Origin of the sequence: Paenibacillus faecis (assembly GCF_008084145.1) — a bacterium.
GTDB classification, from domain to species: domain Bacteria; phylum Bacillota; class Bacilli; order Paenibacillales; family Paenibacillaceae; genus Fontibacillus; species Fontibacillus faecis.
Map to the genome: position 1 here is coordinate 31,577 of NZ_VSDO01000005.1, position 16,363 is coordinate 47,939.

18 protein-coding genes are annotated in these 16,363 nt (G+C 51.9%); 13 read left to right on the top strand and 5 right to left on the bottom strand.

All coding sequences use genetic code 11. The features are described 5' to 3' along the window. Nucleotides 1–115: 115 nt before the first annotated feature. A complete protein-coding gene (locus tag FRY98_RS21815) occupies nucleotides 116–1,435 on the top strand; it encodes a CYP152 family fatty-acid peroxygenase CypC (protein ID WP_225038780.1) in 1,320 nt (439 codons plus the stop codon). Between the two features lie 564 nt (nucleotides 1,436–1,999). Then, entirely contained in the window at nucleotides 2,000–2,809 is an 810-nt protein-coding gene (locus tag FRY98_RS21820; RefSeq protein ID WP_148456071.1) for a hypothetical protein, read from the top strand. A 657-nt stretch (nucleotides 2,810–3,466) separates the two neighbouring features. On the opposite strand, the gene FRY98_RS21825 is transcribed toward FRY98_RS21820, so the two are convergent. Then, nucleotides 3,467–4,036, bottom strand: a complete 570-nt coding sequence (locus tag FRY98_RS21825) for a thymidine kinase (RefSeq protein WP_148456074.1) — start codon at nucleotides 4,034–4,036, stop codon at nucleotides 3,467–3,469. Between the two features lie 177 nt (nucleotides 4,037–4,213). Between FRY98_RS21825 and FRY98_RS21830 the strand changes: the two genes are divergently transcribed. The 7 genes from FRY98_RS21830 (at nucleotide 4,214) to FRY98_RS29075 (ending at nucleotide 9,761) form a co-directional block, all read left to right on the top strand. Next, complete coding sequence (locus tag FRY98_RS21830; RefSeq protein ID WP_148456077.1) at nucleotides 4,214–5,275, top strand: DUF1963 domain-containing protein; 1,062 nt, start codon at nucleotides 4,214–4,216, stop codon at nucleotides 5,273–5,275. Nucleotides 5,276–5,394: 119 nt separating this feature from the next. Next, a complete protein-coding gene (locus FRY98_RS21835; protein ID WP_148456080.1) occupies nucleotides 5,395–5,898 on the top strand; it encodes an RNA polymerase sigma factor in 504 nt (167 codons plus the stop codon). After that, complete coding sequence (locus FRY98_RS21840; protein WP_148456083.1) at nucleotides 5,882–6,589, top strand: hypothetical protein; 708 nt, start codon at nucleotides 5,882–5,884, stop codon at nucleotides 6,587–6,589. Before FRY98_RS21835 ends, FRY98_RS21840 begins: the two co-directional genes overlap by 17 nt. A gap of 105 nt (nucleotides 6,590–6,694) precedes the next feature. Continuing rightward, a complete protein-coding gene (locus tag FRY98_RS21845; protein WP_148456086.1) occupies nucleotides 6,695–7,579 on the top strand; it encodes a pentapeptide repeat-containing protein in 885 nt (294 codons plus the stop codon). Nucleotides 7,580–7,611: 32 nt separating this feature from the next. Then, the gene (locus tag FRY98_RS21850; protein ID WP_225038881.1) at nucleotides 7,612–8,451 is read left to right on the top strand and encodes a MerR family transcriptional regulator; all 840 of its coding nucleotides are present in this window, start codon (nucleotides 7,612–7,614) and stop codon (nucleotides 8,449–8,451) included. Nucleotides 8,452–8,639: 188 nt separating this feature from the next. Next, nucleotides 8,640–9,425 carry a C45 family autoproteolytic acyltransferase/hydrolase gene (locus FRY98_RS21855; RefSeq protein WP_148456092.1) on the top strand — a complete coding sequence of 262 codons (786 nt, stop codon included), beginning with the start codon at nucleotides 8,640–8,642 and terminating at the stop codon, nucleotides 9,423–9,425. Between the two features lie 96 nt (nucleotides 9,426–9,521). Next, nucleotides 9,522–9,761 carry a hypothetical protein gene (locus FRY98_RS29075; protein WP_148456095.1) on the top strand — a complete coding sequence of 80 codons (240 nt, stop codon included), beginning with the start codon at nucleotides 9,522–9,524 and terminating at the stop codon, nucleotides 9,759–9,761. Nucleotides 9,762–9,881: 120 nt separating this feature from the next. On the opposite strand, the gene FRY98_RS21865 is transcribed toward FRY98_RS29075, so the two are convergent. Both FRY98_RS21865 and FRY98_RS21870 read right to left on the bottom strand, forming a co-directional pair. Then, nucleotides 9,882–10,412 carry a hypothetical protein gene (locus FRY98_RS21865; RefSeq protein ID WP_148456098.1) on the bottom strand — a complete coding sequence of 177 codons (531 nt, stop codon included), beginning with the start codon at nucleotides 10,410–10,412 and terminating at the stop codon, nucleotides 9,882–9,884. After that, complete coding sequence (locus FRY98_RS21870; protein ID WP_148456101.1) at nucleotides 10,396–11,034, bottom strand: TetR/AcrR family transcriptional regulator; 639 nt, start codon at nucleotides 11,032–11,034, stop codon at nucleotides 10,396–10,398. Before FRY98_RS21870 ends, FRY98_RS21865 begins: the two co-directional genes overlap by 17 nt. Before the next feature lie 149 nt (nucleotides 11,035–11,183). Here FRY98_RS21870 and FRY98_RS21875 point away from each other — a divergent pair, with 149 nt between their 5' ends. Together FRY98_RS21875 and FRY98_RS21880 are read left to right on the top strand one after the other, a co-directional pair. Beyond that, complete coding sequence (locus FRY98_RS21875) at nucleotides 11,184–12,413, top strand: MFS transporter (RefSeq protein ID WP_225038781.1); 1,230 nt, start codon at nucleotides 11,184–11,186, stop codon at nucleotides 12,411–12,413. Nucleotides 12,414–12,495: 82 nt separating this feature from the next. Beyond that, nucleotides 12,496–13,041 (top strand): DUF1697 domain-containing protein, encoded by a 546-nt coding sequence (locus FRY98_RS21880; protein WP_148456107.1) that lies wholly within the window; start codon nucleotides 12,496–12,498, stop codon nucleotides 13,039–13,041. 80 nt (nucleotides 13,042–13,121) lie between these two features. On the opposite strand, the gene FRY98_RS21885 is transcribed toward FRY98_RS21880, so the two are convergent. Next, nucleotides 13,122–13,370 (bottom strand): helix-turn-helix domain-containing protein, encoded by a 249-nt coding sequence (locus tag FRY98_RS21885; RefSeq protein ID WP_211373346.1) that lies wholly within the window; start codon nucleotides 13,368–13,370, stop codon nucleotides 13,122–13,124. A gap of 21 nt (nucleotides 13,371–13,391) precedes the next feature. Continuing rightward, nucleotides 13,392–13,964 (bottom strand): DUF2975 domain-containing protein, encoded by a 573-nt coding sequence (locus tag FRY98_RS21890; protein WP_148456110.1) that lies wholly within the window; start codon nucleotides 13,962–13,964, stop codon nucleotides 13,392–13,394. 162 nt (nucleotides 13,965–14,126) lie between these two features. On the opposite strand from FRY98_RS21890, the gene FRY98_RS21895 reads away from it, so the two are divergent. Both FRY98_RS21895 and FRY98_RS21900 read left to right on the top strand, forming a co-directional pair. After that, nucleotides 14,127–14,624: a PH domain-containing protein gene (locus FRY98_RS21895; RefSeq protein WP_148456113.1), complete on the top strand. Its 498-nt coding sequence runs from the start codon at nucleotides 14,127–14,129 to the stop codon at nucleotides 14,622–14,624. Beyond that, the gene (locus tag FRY98_RS21900) at nucleotides 14,621–16,210 is read left to right on the top strand and encodes a PH domain-containing protein (protein WP_148456115.1); all 1,590 of its coding nucleotides are present in this window, start codon (nucleotides 14,621–14,623) and stop codon (nucleotides 16,208–16,210) included. The genes FRY98_RS21895 and FRY98_RS21900 overlap by 4 nt, the downstream gene beginning before the upstream one ends. Nucleotides 16,211–16,363 lie beyond the last annotated feature (153 nt).

Here is a 16,363-nt window from a genome sequence, read left to right on the forward strand (position 1 = left end):
CGGAGGCGTATGAATTTTTAATCGCCAAGAACAGATTTTGGAGGACCGTGATTACCGGATGGCAGAAAGCGGTAAAGATATAGAAAAGCGATGCCATGAAGGGAGAACTGTCAAGGTGAGTGAGTTTGAGCACGAGTCCGTACCGCATGAAAAAACGCTGGATAGCAGCGTGGCCCTATTGAATGAAGGTTACGAGTTTATTTTCAATCGACGCAAGGAGTTTGGCAGCGACATATTTGAGACCCGCCTGCTTGGCAAGCCGGCCATATGTATGGGGGGCAAGGAAGCGGCCAGACTGTTTTACGATACCGACCGCTTTCATCGGCGGGGCGCGATTCCGAAGCGGATTCAAAAGTCTTTGTTTGGCCAGCAGGGCGTGCAGACGCTGGATGGTCAGGAGCATGCCCACCGGAAGCGGCTTTTCATGGATTTGATGACGCCGGAGCGTTTGGAACAGCTGGAGGGGATAACGGAGAAGGCTTGGCTGGAGGCCGCGAATCGCTGGATAGGGAGAGAATCGGTGGTTTTGTTCGACGAGGCGAGGGATGTATTTTGCCGTTCCGCCCACCAATGGGCCGGTGTACCTTTAGAAGAAGACGAGGTGCGGGAACGCGGCCAGGAATACATCGACATGATCGATGCGTTTGGCGCCGTCGGGCTGCGGCATCGGCGGGGAAGACAAGCCCGTGCCAGAGCGGAACGGCGTATCGCCGAACTGATCGGAGAGATCCGAGGTGGCCTGCGTCAGGTGCCGGAGGATACCGCGGCGCATGCGATGGCCTGGCACCGGGGCTTGGATGGGCAACTGCTGGATGCCAAGGTGGCTGCTGTAGAGCTCATTAACATTGTGCGGCCGATCGTCGCAATCAGCTGGTATGTCATGTTCGCGGCCCTGGCGCTGCATGACTATCCTGCCTGTGCGGATAAGTTGAGAATGAAGGCGTACGGAAACGGGAAGGCCTATGGAAATGGGGCTGAGGCCGGGGCTGGGGCCGGGGAGTATGCCCAATGGTTTGTACAGGAAGTCCGCAGATTCTACCCGTTCACCCCGCTGCTTGGAGCGGAGGTTAGCCGGGATTTTGTCTGGCGGGGCTGCGAGTTTAAGGAGGGGACGATGGTTCTGCTGGACGTTTATGGCACCAACCGGGACCCTTCGCTCTGGGTGGACCCGGAGTCCTTTCGTCCGGAGCGCTTCCGCTTCTGGGAGGGCGGTCCGTTTGACTTGATCCCCCAAGGCGGCGGGGATCATTATACCGGGCACCGCTGTGCCGGGGAGTGGCTCACGATCGATCTGATGAAAGTGAGCCTGGACTTTCTGGTGAACCGCATCTCTTACACGGTTCCCGAGCAGGATTTGACGCTCAAGCTGTCCCGGATGCCGGCGTTGCCGGAAAGCCGATTTGTGATCGGCAACGTGAAGCTTGCGGGAAGCTGAGATAGCAGCGGTATGGGGATGCGGCAAGCGGGTCCGCTCCTTGGGCCATAAGCGGTTGCTCAGCGGAAGTTAGGAAGCTCCGACGGAGGCCGCGAGGCTAACGGAAAATGCCAGACTAACGGAAACTATAGTTGCTATTTTGCAAAAATCGGCACTTTTGAAAATCTAACGGAAATCATAGCGCCTATTCCTGCTTTTCCCCGACAAAATGACCTGCATTTACCTGAATAGGGGCTATTGCGTCCGGTTAGTGGGCCAAAAATAGCTTGAAGGACAAAATAGCCGCTATGGCTTCCGTTACGGTAGAAGTGAGCTAGCCGAGTCAAACCCGTTTCGCCCATTTCGCCCCCTTCCGCCCAACTGAAGCTTCAATGTAGAGTCGTGAAGGATAGACATACGAGGAATAGCTCCAAGCTTAGAGAGTAGGATCATGCTCAGCAACCGATGAAGGCAGGAAATTTTTAGTGGACCCATATCATAAATTTTGGAATCTAGCCGATACATATTAGTAGTACATAGGAGTTGATGACATAACAAGGTTGTCGAAATAAGGAGGCAAGTGAAGTGAATATATATGGGGTTGGAGCAAGGGAATATCTGAATGCGCTTAATTACCCGAGTAATGCAACTGAGAATTCGAGGTTTGGGTTCGACTTTCGGGAGTTAATGGGTGCCGCTTTGAAAAAAGCAAATGACAATACTCCATTCGTTAGCGCTGAGCACAGTTTAAAAGAAATCTATCCTGATCTGAAATATCATGTATTGGACGCGTCCCGGTTTAAATACTGGGAGAGACTGGACTTCCCCACATCCAAGCTATTTAAGGACACGGTTGATGAAAATACAATCCATGAATTAAGCTCGTGGAAGCCCAAAACTCGTCTGGCCTCAGGCTATGAACCTTGGGTGCAACAAGATTTGGAGAAAATACCAAACGGTCTGCACGTTGTTATCATACATCCGGCGGTTCAAGAGAGAATGAACTCGGATCCAGCTTACGCCAAACAGATCGTAGACAAGGTTAAAAAATATTTTGACGACGATATTCGCCAAAATGCGGCCATAGATCCGACATCCGTTGAAAGCATGTCCCAATTAGTCACGATTCAGGAGAACGGGGAAATCGGGTACCGTCATACCGTCTGCGACGGACCTTCGCAACAAAAGGATGACGTTGAAGTCGCGCGTTTACAGTCCGGTATGAAGACAAGCCGCGTTTTTGGCGTATTACCGGGGATGAAGATGCCCTTTTCACTTCCATTAGTAGAGACTCCGACTGTACATTCCCCCTCGTTTTGGACGGATTACAGCGTAACATATGGTTTATATAGTTTAAATCAAAAACGTAAAACAGATTTGGGGTTCGATTTATGAGCACCCGGCGGGCACGGCCGCGGTAAAGCAGCGGGAGATTATCCCGTTAATACCGCGGGCAACCCCAAAAAATCAAAACCACCCGTGTGAACGGGAGGTTTGCTCTAAGGCTATAAGTCTTTATTACCGGCTCGCGTCTAAAGGTGCGAGCTTTCGCTACGTTCAAGCTACTATGCCGTTGCTGCATTTGCCTACCCCTGAAGGGGTGCATTATTACTAGTCCCTCCGTCAGACAACCTTGATAACATAAAATTCCTGCATATCTGCATGCTTTTTTCCTGTTTGGACTCAAAATTTCTAAATACCTGCAAATCTGCAGGAATTTTCGACGAAACCGGCTTGTTTCTCTAAAAACGCTGGAAATTCCTAGATTTGCATCTTTTTTCGCATTCCCTTGGGAATCGGCTTAAATACCTGCAGATTTGCATCTTTTTGGAGTTGGAAGCTTGGAAGCACACTAGGCGCCTCTTTATAATGTGACATATCACTTCCATTAGCCCACCTTTTCCTTCGTTATACATAGTAGCTTGAACACTCCTATGCTCAATCAGGTGGTTTTTTGCTACAAGCATCACTACACCACCCGTATAACAGGTGGGTTTGTTGTTTCGCACGCTTCGCGTGCTCAACTGGCTAAAACCCCAAACAAAACCAACCCTACAACGGAGGATTCGCATGGCATTTCCGGCATACCGGGTAATACGATTCGTTGCCTCCGATTTGAATTTGCTCGCCGGTGTATACGGGCTTGCCGTTCTCCACCCGCAGGTTCATCGTGGCTTTCCGCGCGCAGAACCAGCAGATCGTTTTCATTTCCTCGATTTTATCCGCATAAATGAGCAGTTGCCGGCTCCCTTCGAAAAGCTGGTTCTGGAAGTCGTTCTTCAGTCCGAACGCCATGACCGGGATATCCAGCTCGTCGACGATACGCACCAGTTGCCGAATGCTGCCTTCGCTTAAAAATTGGCATTCATCGATCAGAACGCAATAGAGCTTCGGGGTATGTTTCTGAACGATGCCGAAAATGTCGGTATCTTCATCGATGGGAATCGCTTCCCGGCGCAATCCGATGCGGGATGACACATAGCCGACCTCATCCCGGTTATCCAACGCGGACGTAAAGATCAAGACCGGTTTGTTCTGTTCCTCGTAATTGTGGGCCACCTTCAAAATTTCGAACGATTTGCCGCTGTTCATCGCTCCATATTTGTAAAACAATTGTGCCAATGTGGGACGTTCCTCTCTTTAAGTCATTTCGATATAGCATGACCATTCTATCATAAATCAAGCAGGGCGTTGGTCCTGAATTGCAAATTTCCGCCTTGTCCCTGAGGCTTATTTCCAGGGGTTGGATTATAATGGAATACGGGTTGCAATAGAGAAGAAGTAAAGGAAGGTAAGCCGATGACAAATGTAAGGAATGAGGCGTTATTTGTATCTTTAACGGAAGCGGAAGCGGGCAAAATACTTGATGAGGCGCTGGAACAATTAGTCTCCGGAGATGAGGAGATGTGTAGGGAACTATTATCTTCTCTGGTCTGTTACGGAGGATATAATATTTCGCGCGCTCTGCCCAAACTTATGGAGCACGGGATGTATTATCCCGCGATCCTGTTTAAAGATGCCGGACCGGAGGTGCGGGATCGATTGCTTCAACAACTGGAATCGGACGTTGAAAATCTCGATTTCCTCCTGCCGGCTTTAAGCTGGATTGGTGATGCGGTAGTGGTAACCCGGTTTCAGGAGTGGAGGGAAGATCCCCCTTCTTGGGCGGAAGAGCTGCCTGTTCCTCCGGAACAATATACATACGCGGCCGGATGGGAGCTCGGCCAAGACGGGACGCGGGTGGACCTGATTCGAACCCCCGCCTATGCAATCCTGAGGAAGAAGGAGCCGTCCGCGGCAGTACTTGATAGCGGGGAACCCGGCAAGTTTTTGCTGCAGGATCGAGACGACTGCCCTTGGTGCGGCGGTAAGCTGACGGCTCTTATTAACCTAGATACCCATCATCCCTCTATCTCGGGTTTGTCCTTGCGGCAGGAACGGTTGCATTTTAAAACCTGTATGAGGTGCGGCTGCTACAGCACGATTTTTATGAAGCTGGATGATCGGGGAGTCGCAAGCTGGAGCGAGTACAATGAAAGGCCGGGATATATGCCGGAGATCGATTTGGGAGATTACGGTGAAGAATATCTGAACTCCGGGCCGTTCCTTGAGTTGGAAACCAAGCCGCGTTCCATCTTCCATGCGGCGGTTTGGGGCTTGACCCAGACGAATTCCCAAATTGGCGGGCATCCGAGTTGGATTCAGGAGGCGGAGTATCCGGCTTGCCCTTGCTGCGGCGAGAGCATGCACTTCATCGCTCAACTGGATTGGAGTGAATTGGAGGAGTACGGCGAAGGAATCCTGTATATGTTTTTGTGCGAAAAAGACAAGCTGACAGCTACGTTATTCCAACAAAGTTGAGTGAGGGGGAGCCGAATGTCGGCTCTCTTTTTTAGTTATATATTTGAGCTATCAATAGTGAGAAAAATTTGTAACGAATTGTGGTTTGGCCGGTCTAATCATTGTGAGGATGTGAACAAGTGGCTGACTTTGAGGAAATCTATCACCTCTATTTTCGCGATGTTTACCGCTTTGTGTATTCATTAAGCCGGAATGAGGAACTGTCCGAGGAAATCACCCAGGAAACGTTTTTTAAAGCGCTTAAGGGAATTGACGGCTTTAAGGGCAACTGCAAGCTCAGCGTGTGGCTCTGCCAAATCGCCAAGCATACTTATTTTTCCCACCTTGAGAAACAAAAGCGTTTTTTGCCGGAGTCTCGCACCGACCTCCCGTCTCCTCGTGAGAACCTGGAGGACGCCTTGTTGAACAAAGATGAAACCCTGCGGATACATGGGGCGCTGCATCGGCTAAAGGAGCCGTACAAGGAAGTATTTAGTCTGCGGGTGTTCGGGGAGTTGTCTTTTGCCCAAATCGGAGAGTTGTTTGAGAAAAGCGAGGGCTGGGCGAGAGTGACTTTTTACCGCTCCAAGCAAAAAATCCAGGATATGTTGAAGGGAGATGGGGCGTTTGAGCAAGGTTCATGAAAATGTGATCCGGGATTTGCTGCCCTTGTATGCCGATAAGGTGTGCAGCAAGGAAACGGAAGATTTGGTGGAGGCGTATTTGATGACTTCGCCCGTTATTCGGAGGGAGCTTGAACAGATGAAGGCGGAGCTACCGATTCCGGGTAATCAAGGGGAGGCCAGCCGCAGGGAGACTAACCGCAAGGAGGCGGAGGGGCTAAGGCAGGTTTCCGTCTTTTGGAATCGCTCGAAATGGAAGTCATTTATAAAAGGTGCGGCAGTGGCGGTATCCGTCTGCGGAGTGATAGCTTTGGGATATGTAGGTCTTTTCCGTTGGAGTATCGTCCCGGTTCCGCCCGAAGTCATGAAGATCTCGGAGGTGAGCAGGTTGGAAAATGGCAAGGTAGCTTATCATATCGCCTTCGCGGATGGGGTTAAATCGAATCGGGCCAAGTATGTGATGGATGATAATGGAGATTTTCATATCGTGCCCTATCGTCCAATTATCCCTATAAAAAGTAATGTGGGAATCGCGGTTAGTTACTATGAAGTTATCGATGTCGAAAATAAGATTTACCAAGCGAAGTACGGCGGGAACCATGAAATTCGGGCATTCTATTACGGTGAAGGAAAGAACCGCATTCTGGTTTGGAAGAAAGGAATGGACCTTCCGGCGGCCAGCGCTAAGGCGGAAGCCTGGTTCCAGCCATGACCCGCGCTGCCAGCAAAAATTCTCTCTGTTCATCTCATCGAGCCTGCGATAAAATTTAGTCTATCTGAATTAGAGAGAATTAAGCCGAGGAAGAAGGATATTCGAATGTCTGAGAACTCTATAAAAAAACCGCCCTATTCCGGTGAAAACCCGTCCCGGTTACAGGCGGATTGCGAGAACTGCTTTGGGCTGTGCTGCGTGGCGCTGCCTTTTGCGGCTTCCGTCGATTTTGCCGTCGACAAGCCGGCAGGCCGGCCCTGCTCCAACCTGAAGGAGGATTTTCGCTGCGGCATTCACAGCACGCTTCGCGAGCGGGGCTTCCGCGGCTGCACCGTGTACGACTGCTTTGGGGCCGGTCAACAGGTCTCGCAGGTGACCTACGCCGGGCGTGACTGGCGGCAGGCTCCGGAAACGGCCGGGCGTATGTACGAAGTGTTTCCGGTGATGCGTCAGCTGCACGAGCTGCTGTGGTATTTGACGGAAGCGCTGGAACGGCAGGCGGCGCAGTCCATTCACGGAGAGCTCTCGTCCGCCCTGGAAGAGACGAAGCGGATGACGGCGCTGGACCCGGAAGCGCTGGTCAAGCTGGATGTGGCCGCCCATCGCGCGGAAGTCAACGTGCTGCTGCTGCAGACGAGCGAGCTGGTGCGGAACGAGGCTATCCGGAGACACAAGGGCCCATGGAAGCCCCACAAAAAAGCGGGCCGGGGCGCCGATCTGATCGGGGCGAGTTTAAAGGGAGCCGATCTAAGATACGCCAACTTGCGCGGCGCCTATATGATCGCGGCCGACTTGCGCGGAGCGGATCTGCGGGTGGCGGATCTGATCGGAGCGGATCTGCGTGACGCCGACCTCCGTGGGGCGGACCTGAGGGACAGCCTGTTTCTGTCCCAATTCCAGGTGAATGCGGCCAAAGGCGATGCGGGAACAAAGCTTCCCGCCGGTCTGTCGCGCCCTTTTCATTGGCCTGTGCCGGGCGGGCCTAAGTAAGACGGGGAAGGAGGAAGAGCAGGCTGTACTCTATAGGGAAATTTTCCGAAATTTGCAAAGTCCCGGTCAAAACGCTGCGCTATTACAGTGAAATCGGGCTGCTAGAGCCTTCTTTTATCGATCCATTCACCAATTACAGATACTATGATTATGACAAAATCCAAGCCGTACAAAAAATCAAACTGCTGAAAAGCTGTCAATTCTCCTTGGCACAAATTCGCGAGTTTTTGGAAAACCAGGACTCGGGACCCTGGGAGGGTTTGTTTGAAGAAAAGCTTCGCGAGCTTGAACAGAAGCGAAAACAGCTGGATGAACAAATGGAACAGATGCGCCGCTTAAAGGAGCAGGTCGCCAAAGCATCGTCGCTGCTTCCGGGACCGATGATGTCGGAGTGCTGCCTGGAGGAACGGGAAGCGTTGCGCGTTTATACGATTCGGCGGCACATTAAACCTGTCTTTATCGATAACCTGGTCCAAGATTTATTTGACCGGGTTTACGCGTTTAACCTAACCGTCAAGGGAAAATTGATGGCGATTTTTCATGAGCGGGGCTTGAGTCAAGGAGAAGCGGATGTCGAGCTCCTTCTACCGGTCGAGGGGAACGCTCAGATCGAAGGCTGTAAGGTGTTGCCTGCGGGGACCTATGCTTGCCTGAAGATAAAGGGGCCTTACTCCGAGCTTGGAGCTGGTTACGAAAGACTGCAGCACTGGCTGGCCGAACAAAATTTGACTCGAAAAGGCGATTACTTGGAGATTTACGAACAAGGACTTGTTCCGTCGGAATATACCGGTAGAGAGATTCATCCCGATTTAAGTCTCCCGCCTTCCGAACTTATGACCAAATTATGCGTGCCCGTCGCGCTTTGGGAATAACACATCATGTTCTTCGAGTTTCATAGGCGAAATAGAGGGTAAACTCTCCAGCTGCTGGAGAGTTTATTCTTTTAGTAGAACGCTTATAAAGGAGGAAAACCAGTGTATCAGTATCATTCCCGATTGAAAGGACATCCGTTTGAAGCGGGAAAACACTATGCCGAGATGCGGAAAGAGGGGGCCGTACGATGAAGGCGGAAATTCCGGACGCAGAAAGCGTATCGGCTTATTTTTCCTATCTGGAAGGAGATAGCTATGAGGTCGGCAGAATACAGGGAGAAGAGATAAAATCGTTCCCTTGGGCGGAAAGATGGGTTTCCTCCCACCCTATGGAACCGATAAGATTTAAACAATCGATAACGGTATTGGAAGAATACTGTCCCGGGCTTCAAGAAGAGCTGCAAGCCGTTGCGGATTCATTGAACGTGGAGTGCAGGTCGCTGAAGTTTTTTGACGAGAACTTTTTGGAGCCCGGCGGATGCAGTCTAGCCGCGATTTTACCCTCTAAATCGACCGACCGGAAAACCTATCTCCTTCGGAACTACGATTTGACTCCGGAAATATCCGATATGCGGCTGTGTTCGACCAGAGTCCGGAGAAAATACAGTCACAGCGGGTTCTCGGTATCTTTCTTCGGCCGCAGCGAAGGTATAAATGAGAGGGGGTTAGCGGTGGCTTTCGCCTCCTGCGGCATCCCGGTCGGGGCTCATCCCGGCATGAAAAGGCCGGTTGTCCGCGGTTTGCAATTCGGCATCATCGTGAGGGCCTTGCTCGAGAACTGCAAAGATGTCGAGGAAGCGATTCTTTACTTGCGTGATATGCCGATCGGGGCCAATATGAATCTGCTGATGGCCGATCGCCAGGGGCATGCCGCCCTGTTTGAGACATACGACGGCCGGAGAGCCATGAAAAGAGCCGACCGGGAGACGGGATATATCACCGCAACGAATCATGCTTTATTGCCGGGAATCTAAGACGATGGAACACTGCGGCAGTCCAAAGTTCGTTACGATAAGATGAATCAGATGCTTGGAGGGAATTATACTGTTTCGAAAAAAGAACTAAGAGATTTGACCCTCAAAGAATCCCCGGATGGAATTACAGTTCATAATTACCGGCAAAACTTCGGAACGGTTCACTCGTTATTGCTGAATCTGCAGGACGGTGAACTGGAATTCACCTTCGGCTCGCCGCTTTATAACGAACTGCACCGTTTAAAGACGGGCGGGAAGTTCCCTTACCGAGAGGTGAAGGTCCTTTTGCCGGAGGGGGAGTATGGGCCGGACTTTTGGGCGGTTATGGAGGAGTAAAGCAAACCCCCCGGGATCTTATTCCGGGGGGTTCGGTATAAAGATGTCGTGTTATCCGCTCCGGCTTCGGATACCGCCAGTACGTCGCGCAACGCGTCGGAATTTGAGGGGCCGAGCGGGTTAGTATTTCTCCAGTATCAAAAAAACGAGCTTACCGTCGAGTTCTCCGTTTCCGGGATACACAAACTCCGCTTTTAGCCGGTTTTGCTTATCCTCATAAATCCTCGCGGTCAGCCCTTGCTCACGGTTATAACTGCGCACGACAAAATCGGTTCCCCAGCGCTTCTCCACCTGCGCCATATCGGTGATCGTCCCGTCCCCAAAGCTTCGGAGGCCCTTATCGGACAAGGTTTGCAGCTTCACAATCGTTCCGCTGGAATCGAAGACGACCATGAAGTCTTCAAAGTATTTGTATTGAATACCGTGTTGGGTTTGGTCTTCAAAGTCAGGCGAGGGCTTAAACCGAGAAAAATCAACAGAGTTCTCGGTTTGGCCCGGCCTTATGTTCATGATGGACAAATCCGTCAGATCGGTCGATTTTAGGGTCCGCATTTGCCATGAATTCTTTAGGGTGGGAATGACCATAAGGGCCAGGATTACGAGAAGCACAGCGGCAAAAAGGAACATGTATTTTTTACGGTCGCTTTTCATAAATGCCCCCCAATTCGGATGAACAGGATCCATTCCCTTTCGGATCGGGAAGCAGCGTCAACGCCGTATCAATGCAATTTCCGATCCATGCCGGGTCCGGATTCGATTTTTTCAGGACGGTAATTCCGATAAAAGAGGCTACCAGGGTCTGTCCGACGGCCCGTTTATCCCCGATCTCGCCGAGCTCTCCGGATGCGACACCACGTGCGAGCGTTTCTTCAAACATTACCGCCAGATATTGTTGATGCTCGCGGGTTAATATTTCAAACCTCGCATCATGGGGGGCTAGTTCAACCATCGTATTGACGCAGAAACAACCGCTTCTTCCTTGAACGGAGCCTGGGAACGCCCCCTCGTGAAAAAGTTTTCGAAAAGCCTCTTTAACAGAAGTCTCGCATTTTAGCCGTTCACGAACCTGCTGGGCATGCAGGTGATTGTACTTGCGGAGCGCCGCCTCAAATAGAGACGATTTATCCCCGTAGGCCGCATAAAGACTAGGCTTGCGAATCCCCATGCGGGCGGTCAGATCGCTCAAACTGGTGGCCTCATATCCCTTCTCCCAAAAAAGATGCATCGCCTCGGTCAAAGCCTTTTGTTCATCGAATTCGCGAATTCTGCCCATAGTCTTCCCCTTTCTAAAATACCGAACAGTATAAAATAATCATAGGATTTAATTGCGGTTTCGTCAAATTCCAGTTGACAATAGAGAAAGGTTCAAGGTAATATGAACAAAATTAAATACCGATTGGTACAAAAAAGGAGGTTGTTTTGTTGTCCCATCCTGTACTTCTTCCCGATTCGAATCCGGAATCTTCGGATTTTTCGACGCACCTCTCCAGAGCGGCCGCTTTGCTCTATGCCTTCCTGTGCGGTACCGCGGTGGCCACCGTTTACTTTTCCCAGCCGTTGCTCGATGTTATCGCCACCGAATTTGGTATCGGTAAAGCCGTAATCGGGACGGTGATCACGGCGACCCAGCTGTGTTATGCGCTGGGGTTGTTTTTCCTCGTCCCGCTGGGCGATATACTGGAGCCGCGCCGGCTCGTCACCTGGATGCTGCTGCTGTCGTCCGCGGCTCTAAGTCTGGTGGCGTTCGCACCCGGCGCTACTGTGCTGTTTCTCGGCATGGGAATGGTCGGCTTTTTGGCCGTTGTCGCGCAAGTCCTTGTTGCGCTCGCAGCGGCAAGATCTTTACCCGGTGATCGCGGCAAGGTTATCGGGCTCATGACGAGCGGTATCGTCATCGGAATTCTGCTGGCCCGGACGTTTTCGGGGACGCTGGCGGACTTGTCCGGCTGGCGCACGGTATATATTGTTTCGGCCGCTATTTCCTTAATCATGTCCATTTCATTCGTCCTGGTCACTCCGGTCGCCCGTAGACGTTCGTCGCGTATCTCATATTTGAAATTGCTGAGCTCGATGAAGGATTTGTTCCTTGACATTCCATTGCTGCGGGTCCGCGCGATGCTGGCCTTTTTTATCTTTGCTGCCTTCGGTACCTTATGGTCCTCAATGGTATTGCCGCTCAGTTCCCCGCCTTTTTCGTTAAGCCATACCGCGATCGGTTTATTCGGGCTGGCCGGAGCTGCGGGTGCCTTGGCGGCCAGAAGTGCGGGGCGGCTGGCGGACAGGGGGCTGGGTCAACGCACAACCGGTTTGGCGCTGCTGCTGCTAACTCTTTCCTGGGTGCCGATCGGATTGCTGCAGAAGTCTTTATGGATTTTTGTTTTGGGGGTAATCATGTTGGATTATGCGGTTCAGGCGGTTCACGTCACGAATCAAACCATGATATTAAGCGTTCGTCCGGAAGCGAGAAGCCGGCTGACCGCAGGGTATATGATTTTTTATTCTTTGGGAAGCGCCGCGGGGGCGGTAGCCGCGACTTTCGTTTATTCCCGGGCTGGATGGCTCGGCGTTTGCGCGCTCGGAGGAGGAATCAGCGCGGCGGCGTTCCTGTTCTGGGCCGCAACCCGGAAGACGTCCGAAAGTGTGAAATGCTAATAGTTAAACTTATATATACAAAAGCTGACGGTTCAAATATGATTTTAATAGTAGTCATTGAGTTTTTGAGAGGGGGAAGCGCGTGATTTATATTGCTCTGCTTCGCGGAATCAATGTCGGAGGCAACAACAAGATTGATATGAAGCAACTGAAAGCGAGCTTCGAGCGGGTTGGGATGAGGGATGTCGTAACCTATATTAATACGGGAAATATTATTTTCGACTCCGATATCCCATCGAACAGCGAGCTGGCCGCCGTGCTGGAAGCGGCGATTCTGGCGGATTTCGGTTTGCAGATTCGGGTGGTGGTTCGCAGTTTCGAAGAATTCTCCCGGATCGCCGAGGCGCTTCCTCCCGATTGGAGCAACGGCCCGGCCATGAAAAGCGATGTGCTGTTTCTCTGGGATGAGGTGGATCACGAAAGCTCGCTGGAGCAACTGGTGATCAAGCCCGAATTCGACCGGGTGATCTACGTTCCGGGAGCGATATTGTGGTCGGTGGACCGGGAGCATGTGACCAAGAGCGGGATGCAGAAGCTGATTGGGACAAAGCTTTACTATAAAGTTACGGTGAGAAACGTCAATACGACCCGCAAAATCTATGAGCTGATGAAAGCTGCAAAACATTAACGAAGTCTGAGCCGTTCACGTCGGCCGATTCAGGTTGTCGCGATCGCGATCCGCCTGAACCGGCCGTTCTTTTTATACCTCTAACGTTCTTCCTCCGTCCCCTTGCTCCGTCCGCCGCTTTCTTCTCCGTCATCCACATACTCCAGCAAGTCCCCGGGCTGGCATTCGAGCGCCCGGCAAAGCGCGTCCAAGGTGGAGAACCGAATCGCCTTGCCGTTCTCGTTCTTGAGGATGGACAGATTGGCCTGCGTAATTCCGACCAGCTGGGAGAGCCGGGTCAACGACATCTTCCGCTGAGCCATCACGACATCGAGCTTGATTCGAATCACGCCCGTCACCTACTTTCTGCATCAGATCGTATTTTTGTTTTCTTCTACCGCGCGAACGGCGATCTTGAGGGCCGAGGCAATGATGATCAGAATGAATCCGCTGATCAGGCTGTCCACATAGGAAATATCGGTCAAGGAGATGGAGGCGTTGGTGATTTGCAGTTCGCCGATGGCTTGGGACAACATCACACCTTCCGTGTAGTTGAACAACGTCCCCAGCACAATAATGCTGATCCCCAATCTGTAAAAAACCGGAACATTCTCATTCATAAACAGGCTGTCCCGGTAAATGTTTCTCAGCAATCGATGCATATACCATGCGAACATGGTGGTCAAAAGCATCGCGCTGATGGAGTTTACGAAGGACAGGGCAATGTAAGACTTACTTTGATACAGATCCGGATGCTGCTTAAAATGAATATCGACATAGCTGAAAATCGGTTCAAAGGTACCGAGAATTCCGGTCCACCCGCTGTCGGCGAACCACAGATGGGAGATATGTTCCAGCGCTTCCAGCACGCAGATGAGCAGGGCGATATAAAATACGACCAAGCTAAGAACGGACCCCAGCTTGAAAATCATTTTGGATTTCATGATGGATGATGCTCCTTTGCCCGAAAGTTATGGTGATCTGGAACTCAATTTAGCACAGGGTATCATGAAAATCAACAATGTTTTATCGAAAAACAATAAATATGTATTGAAATACATGAACACCCTTGTTAAACTAGGTGTCGGTTGAAAGGAGTGGTCGTTTTGCCCAATACATTACAAGATCCCCAAAACCGTTTATCCCGACACGCGGTGAAAATATGGATCATCCATGAGGCGGTCGGAAGCCTTATCGCTTTTCTGGTGCTCGGTACGTTATTTTATCTCGATGCCCGGTTTTCCTGGGTATTCTGGGTGGGCTGGATTCTGTTCGGAGCGGCCGTTCTCGCGGCTGTGCTTACGCTCTGGTCCTTGCTGCTGCAGCCGTTTATTCTTTACTCCAGATGGCGCTACGCCGTGTCGGAGCAGTTTTTGCAGTTAAAATACGGAGCTTTTACGGAAACGGATGAGCTGATTCCCATGGCCAAAATTCAATCGGTAGCGACCAAACAGGGGCCGCTGCAAAGAAGGTACGGAGTCTGCTCGGTCACGGTCAAAACGATGGGCTCCTCGCATACGATTCCCGTGCTGGAGCAGGATGTGGCCAAGGCATTAAGAAATCAGATCGCGCGATATGCCAAGCTGAAGGAGGTAGACGAATGAGCCGGGCGAAGCGTTATCATCCCTTGGTTATGCTGCTCGGAATCTGGAACCTGGGGAAGAACACGGTCTATTTCTTTTTCTTCCTGTTCGTGCTTAAGGCGGGGTCCGACGCAGCCTGGGTGAAGTACGGGAGGCTAATTATACTTGTTATCGCAGGGATCGGCTTATTGTCCATCGGGTGGAACTGGTTGACCCGCCGGTATCAGCTTGATGATACTTCGTTTCGTTTGGAGCAGGGGGTCTTCGTCAAATCGAAAAAAGTGATTCCGTTCGCCAAAATCCAAAATATAAACCGCCATACGACGGTGTTTCACCGGATTTTCAAGGTGACGGCCATCCGGTTTGAAACCGGGATGGATGGCGAGGATGCCGCCGTCGAGTTTAAGGTCGTCTCTAATGAGGAGGCGGAGCGGATGGAGAAGCGGGTGGCGGGGCTGATCCGGTTGGAGGGACCGTCGGACGCGTCGGACGTGGGAGAAGAGTCGGCGGAAGCGCAGGCTGAAGCCGTTATGGAAACGGCGTCTCGAGACCTCTCGGCGAATCCTTCGGCGTCTCCGGAAGCGCCGCGCGCTCCGGAACCCGATTGGAGGATGCACTTTAGCCCGACGCGAAAGGAGTTGATTAAAGCCTCCTTCACTTCGTTAAGCTTTCTCGTTCTGATTCCGGTACTTTTTTCGCTTTATTCCAAGGCCGAGGATTTTATCGACCTTGACCTTGAAGATAAGGCCCAAGGGGTGCTCGCCGTGCTGATGAGCTCCTGGTGGCTGGCGGGCGGGGTGATCGTGTTGCTGGCCGTCGTTTCCGTCGCTGCGGGGATCGCCGTCACTTTTTACAAATTCGGCAAGTTCGAACTTTCCTCCGACGAGGAGCGGATTTATATCGCCAAGGGGATGGTGGAGACAACGGCGTTCTCGATCGCGAAGGAAAAGGTCCAGGGTGTGGAAATCACGCAATCCCCGATGAAGCGCCTCCTGGGCTTGGCGGAGGTCCGACTGATTACCGCCGGCGGAACGGGGGAGGAAGAGCAGGAGGTGAACTCGCTGTATCCCTTTCTGCCGGTGCAGCAAGCCTACCGTCTGGTGTCGGAAATGCTGCCCGCCTATGAGATAGCGCCGGGGATGGACCCGCTGCCCCGTCGCTCATTGGGGACGAGTATGATCAAATACAGCTGGGTTTGGGCCGCGGCGGCGCTGATTTTGCTTCGCTTTCCTCCGCCGGTTCCGGGATGGATGTCTTTTGTGGAGTGGTGGATGGTAGCGGCTGGCTTGTTCATCTGGACGGTGATATGGAGTTTGCTGAATTATTGGAATACCGCTTATGCGATCCACGGTCCTTTTCTGCAATTTCGGACCGGCGGGTTAACTTCGCGGCTGTTTATCAGCAAGAGGGATAAAATCATTGAGGTCAAGGTCACGCGGAACGTACTGCAGCGTTGGTTGGGGCTGGCTTCCGTGCATGTGGCAAACCGGGCCCGCCCCGTCCTCCATCAGAAGCTGTCCGACGTTCCCGCCGTTTGGGGGCAGTCGTTCTACGCCTGGTATGGAGAGAGGACGAGGGACGTCCGGGTCCGGGAGGACATGGTTTAGGCCGTTGGTTTGACGGCTTGAGGCCGCCCGGTTATTGCCCGTTGGACATTCGGGCTCCCGCCGCGCCTTTATATATGGCCGGAACACATACCGAACATTTAGCTGGAAAATCTCCCGCTAATTTAACCCACATAGCCGGAAGCTCACAATTAA

Excerpts from the sequence above, each read along its gene's own strand:
- FRY98_RS21830 (WP_148456077.1), top strand. The coding sequence starts at position 4,214 with ATGACAAATGTAAGGAATGAGGCGTTATTTGTATCTTTAACGGAAGCG.
- FRY98_RS21845 (WP_148456086.1), top strand. The coding sequence starts at position 6,695 with ATGTCTGAGAACTCTATAAAAAAACCGCCCTATTCCGGTGAAAACCCG.
- FRY98_RS21855 (WP_148456092.1), top strand. The coding sequence starts at position 8,640 with ATGAAGGCGGAAATTCCGGACGCAGAAAGCGTATCGGCTTATTTTTCC.
- FRY98_RS21865 (WP_148456098.1), bottom strand. The coding sequence starts at position 10,412 with ATGAAAAGCGACCGTAAAAAATACATGTTCCTTTTTGCCGCTGTGCTT.
- FRY98_RS21870 (WP_148456101.1), bottom strand. The coding sequence starts at position 11,034 with ATGGGCAGAATTCGCGAATTCGATGAACAAAAGGCTTTGACCGAGGCG.
- FRY98_RS21890 (WP_148456110.1), bottom strand. The coding sequence starts at position 13,964 with ATGAAATCCAAAATGATTTTCAAGCTGGGGTCCGTTCTTAGCTTGGTC.
- FRY98_RS21900 (WP_148456115.1), top strand. The coding sequence starts at position 14,621 with ATGAGCCGGGCGAAGCGTTATCATCCCTTGGTTATGCTGCTCGGAATC.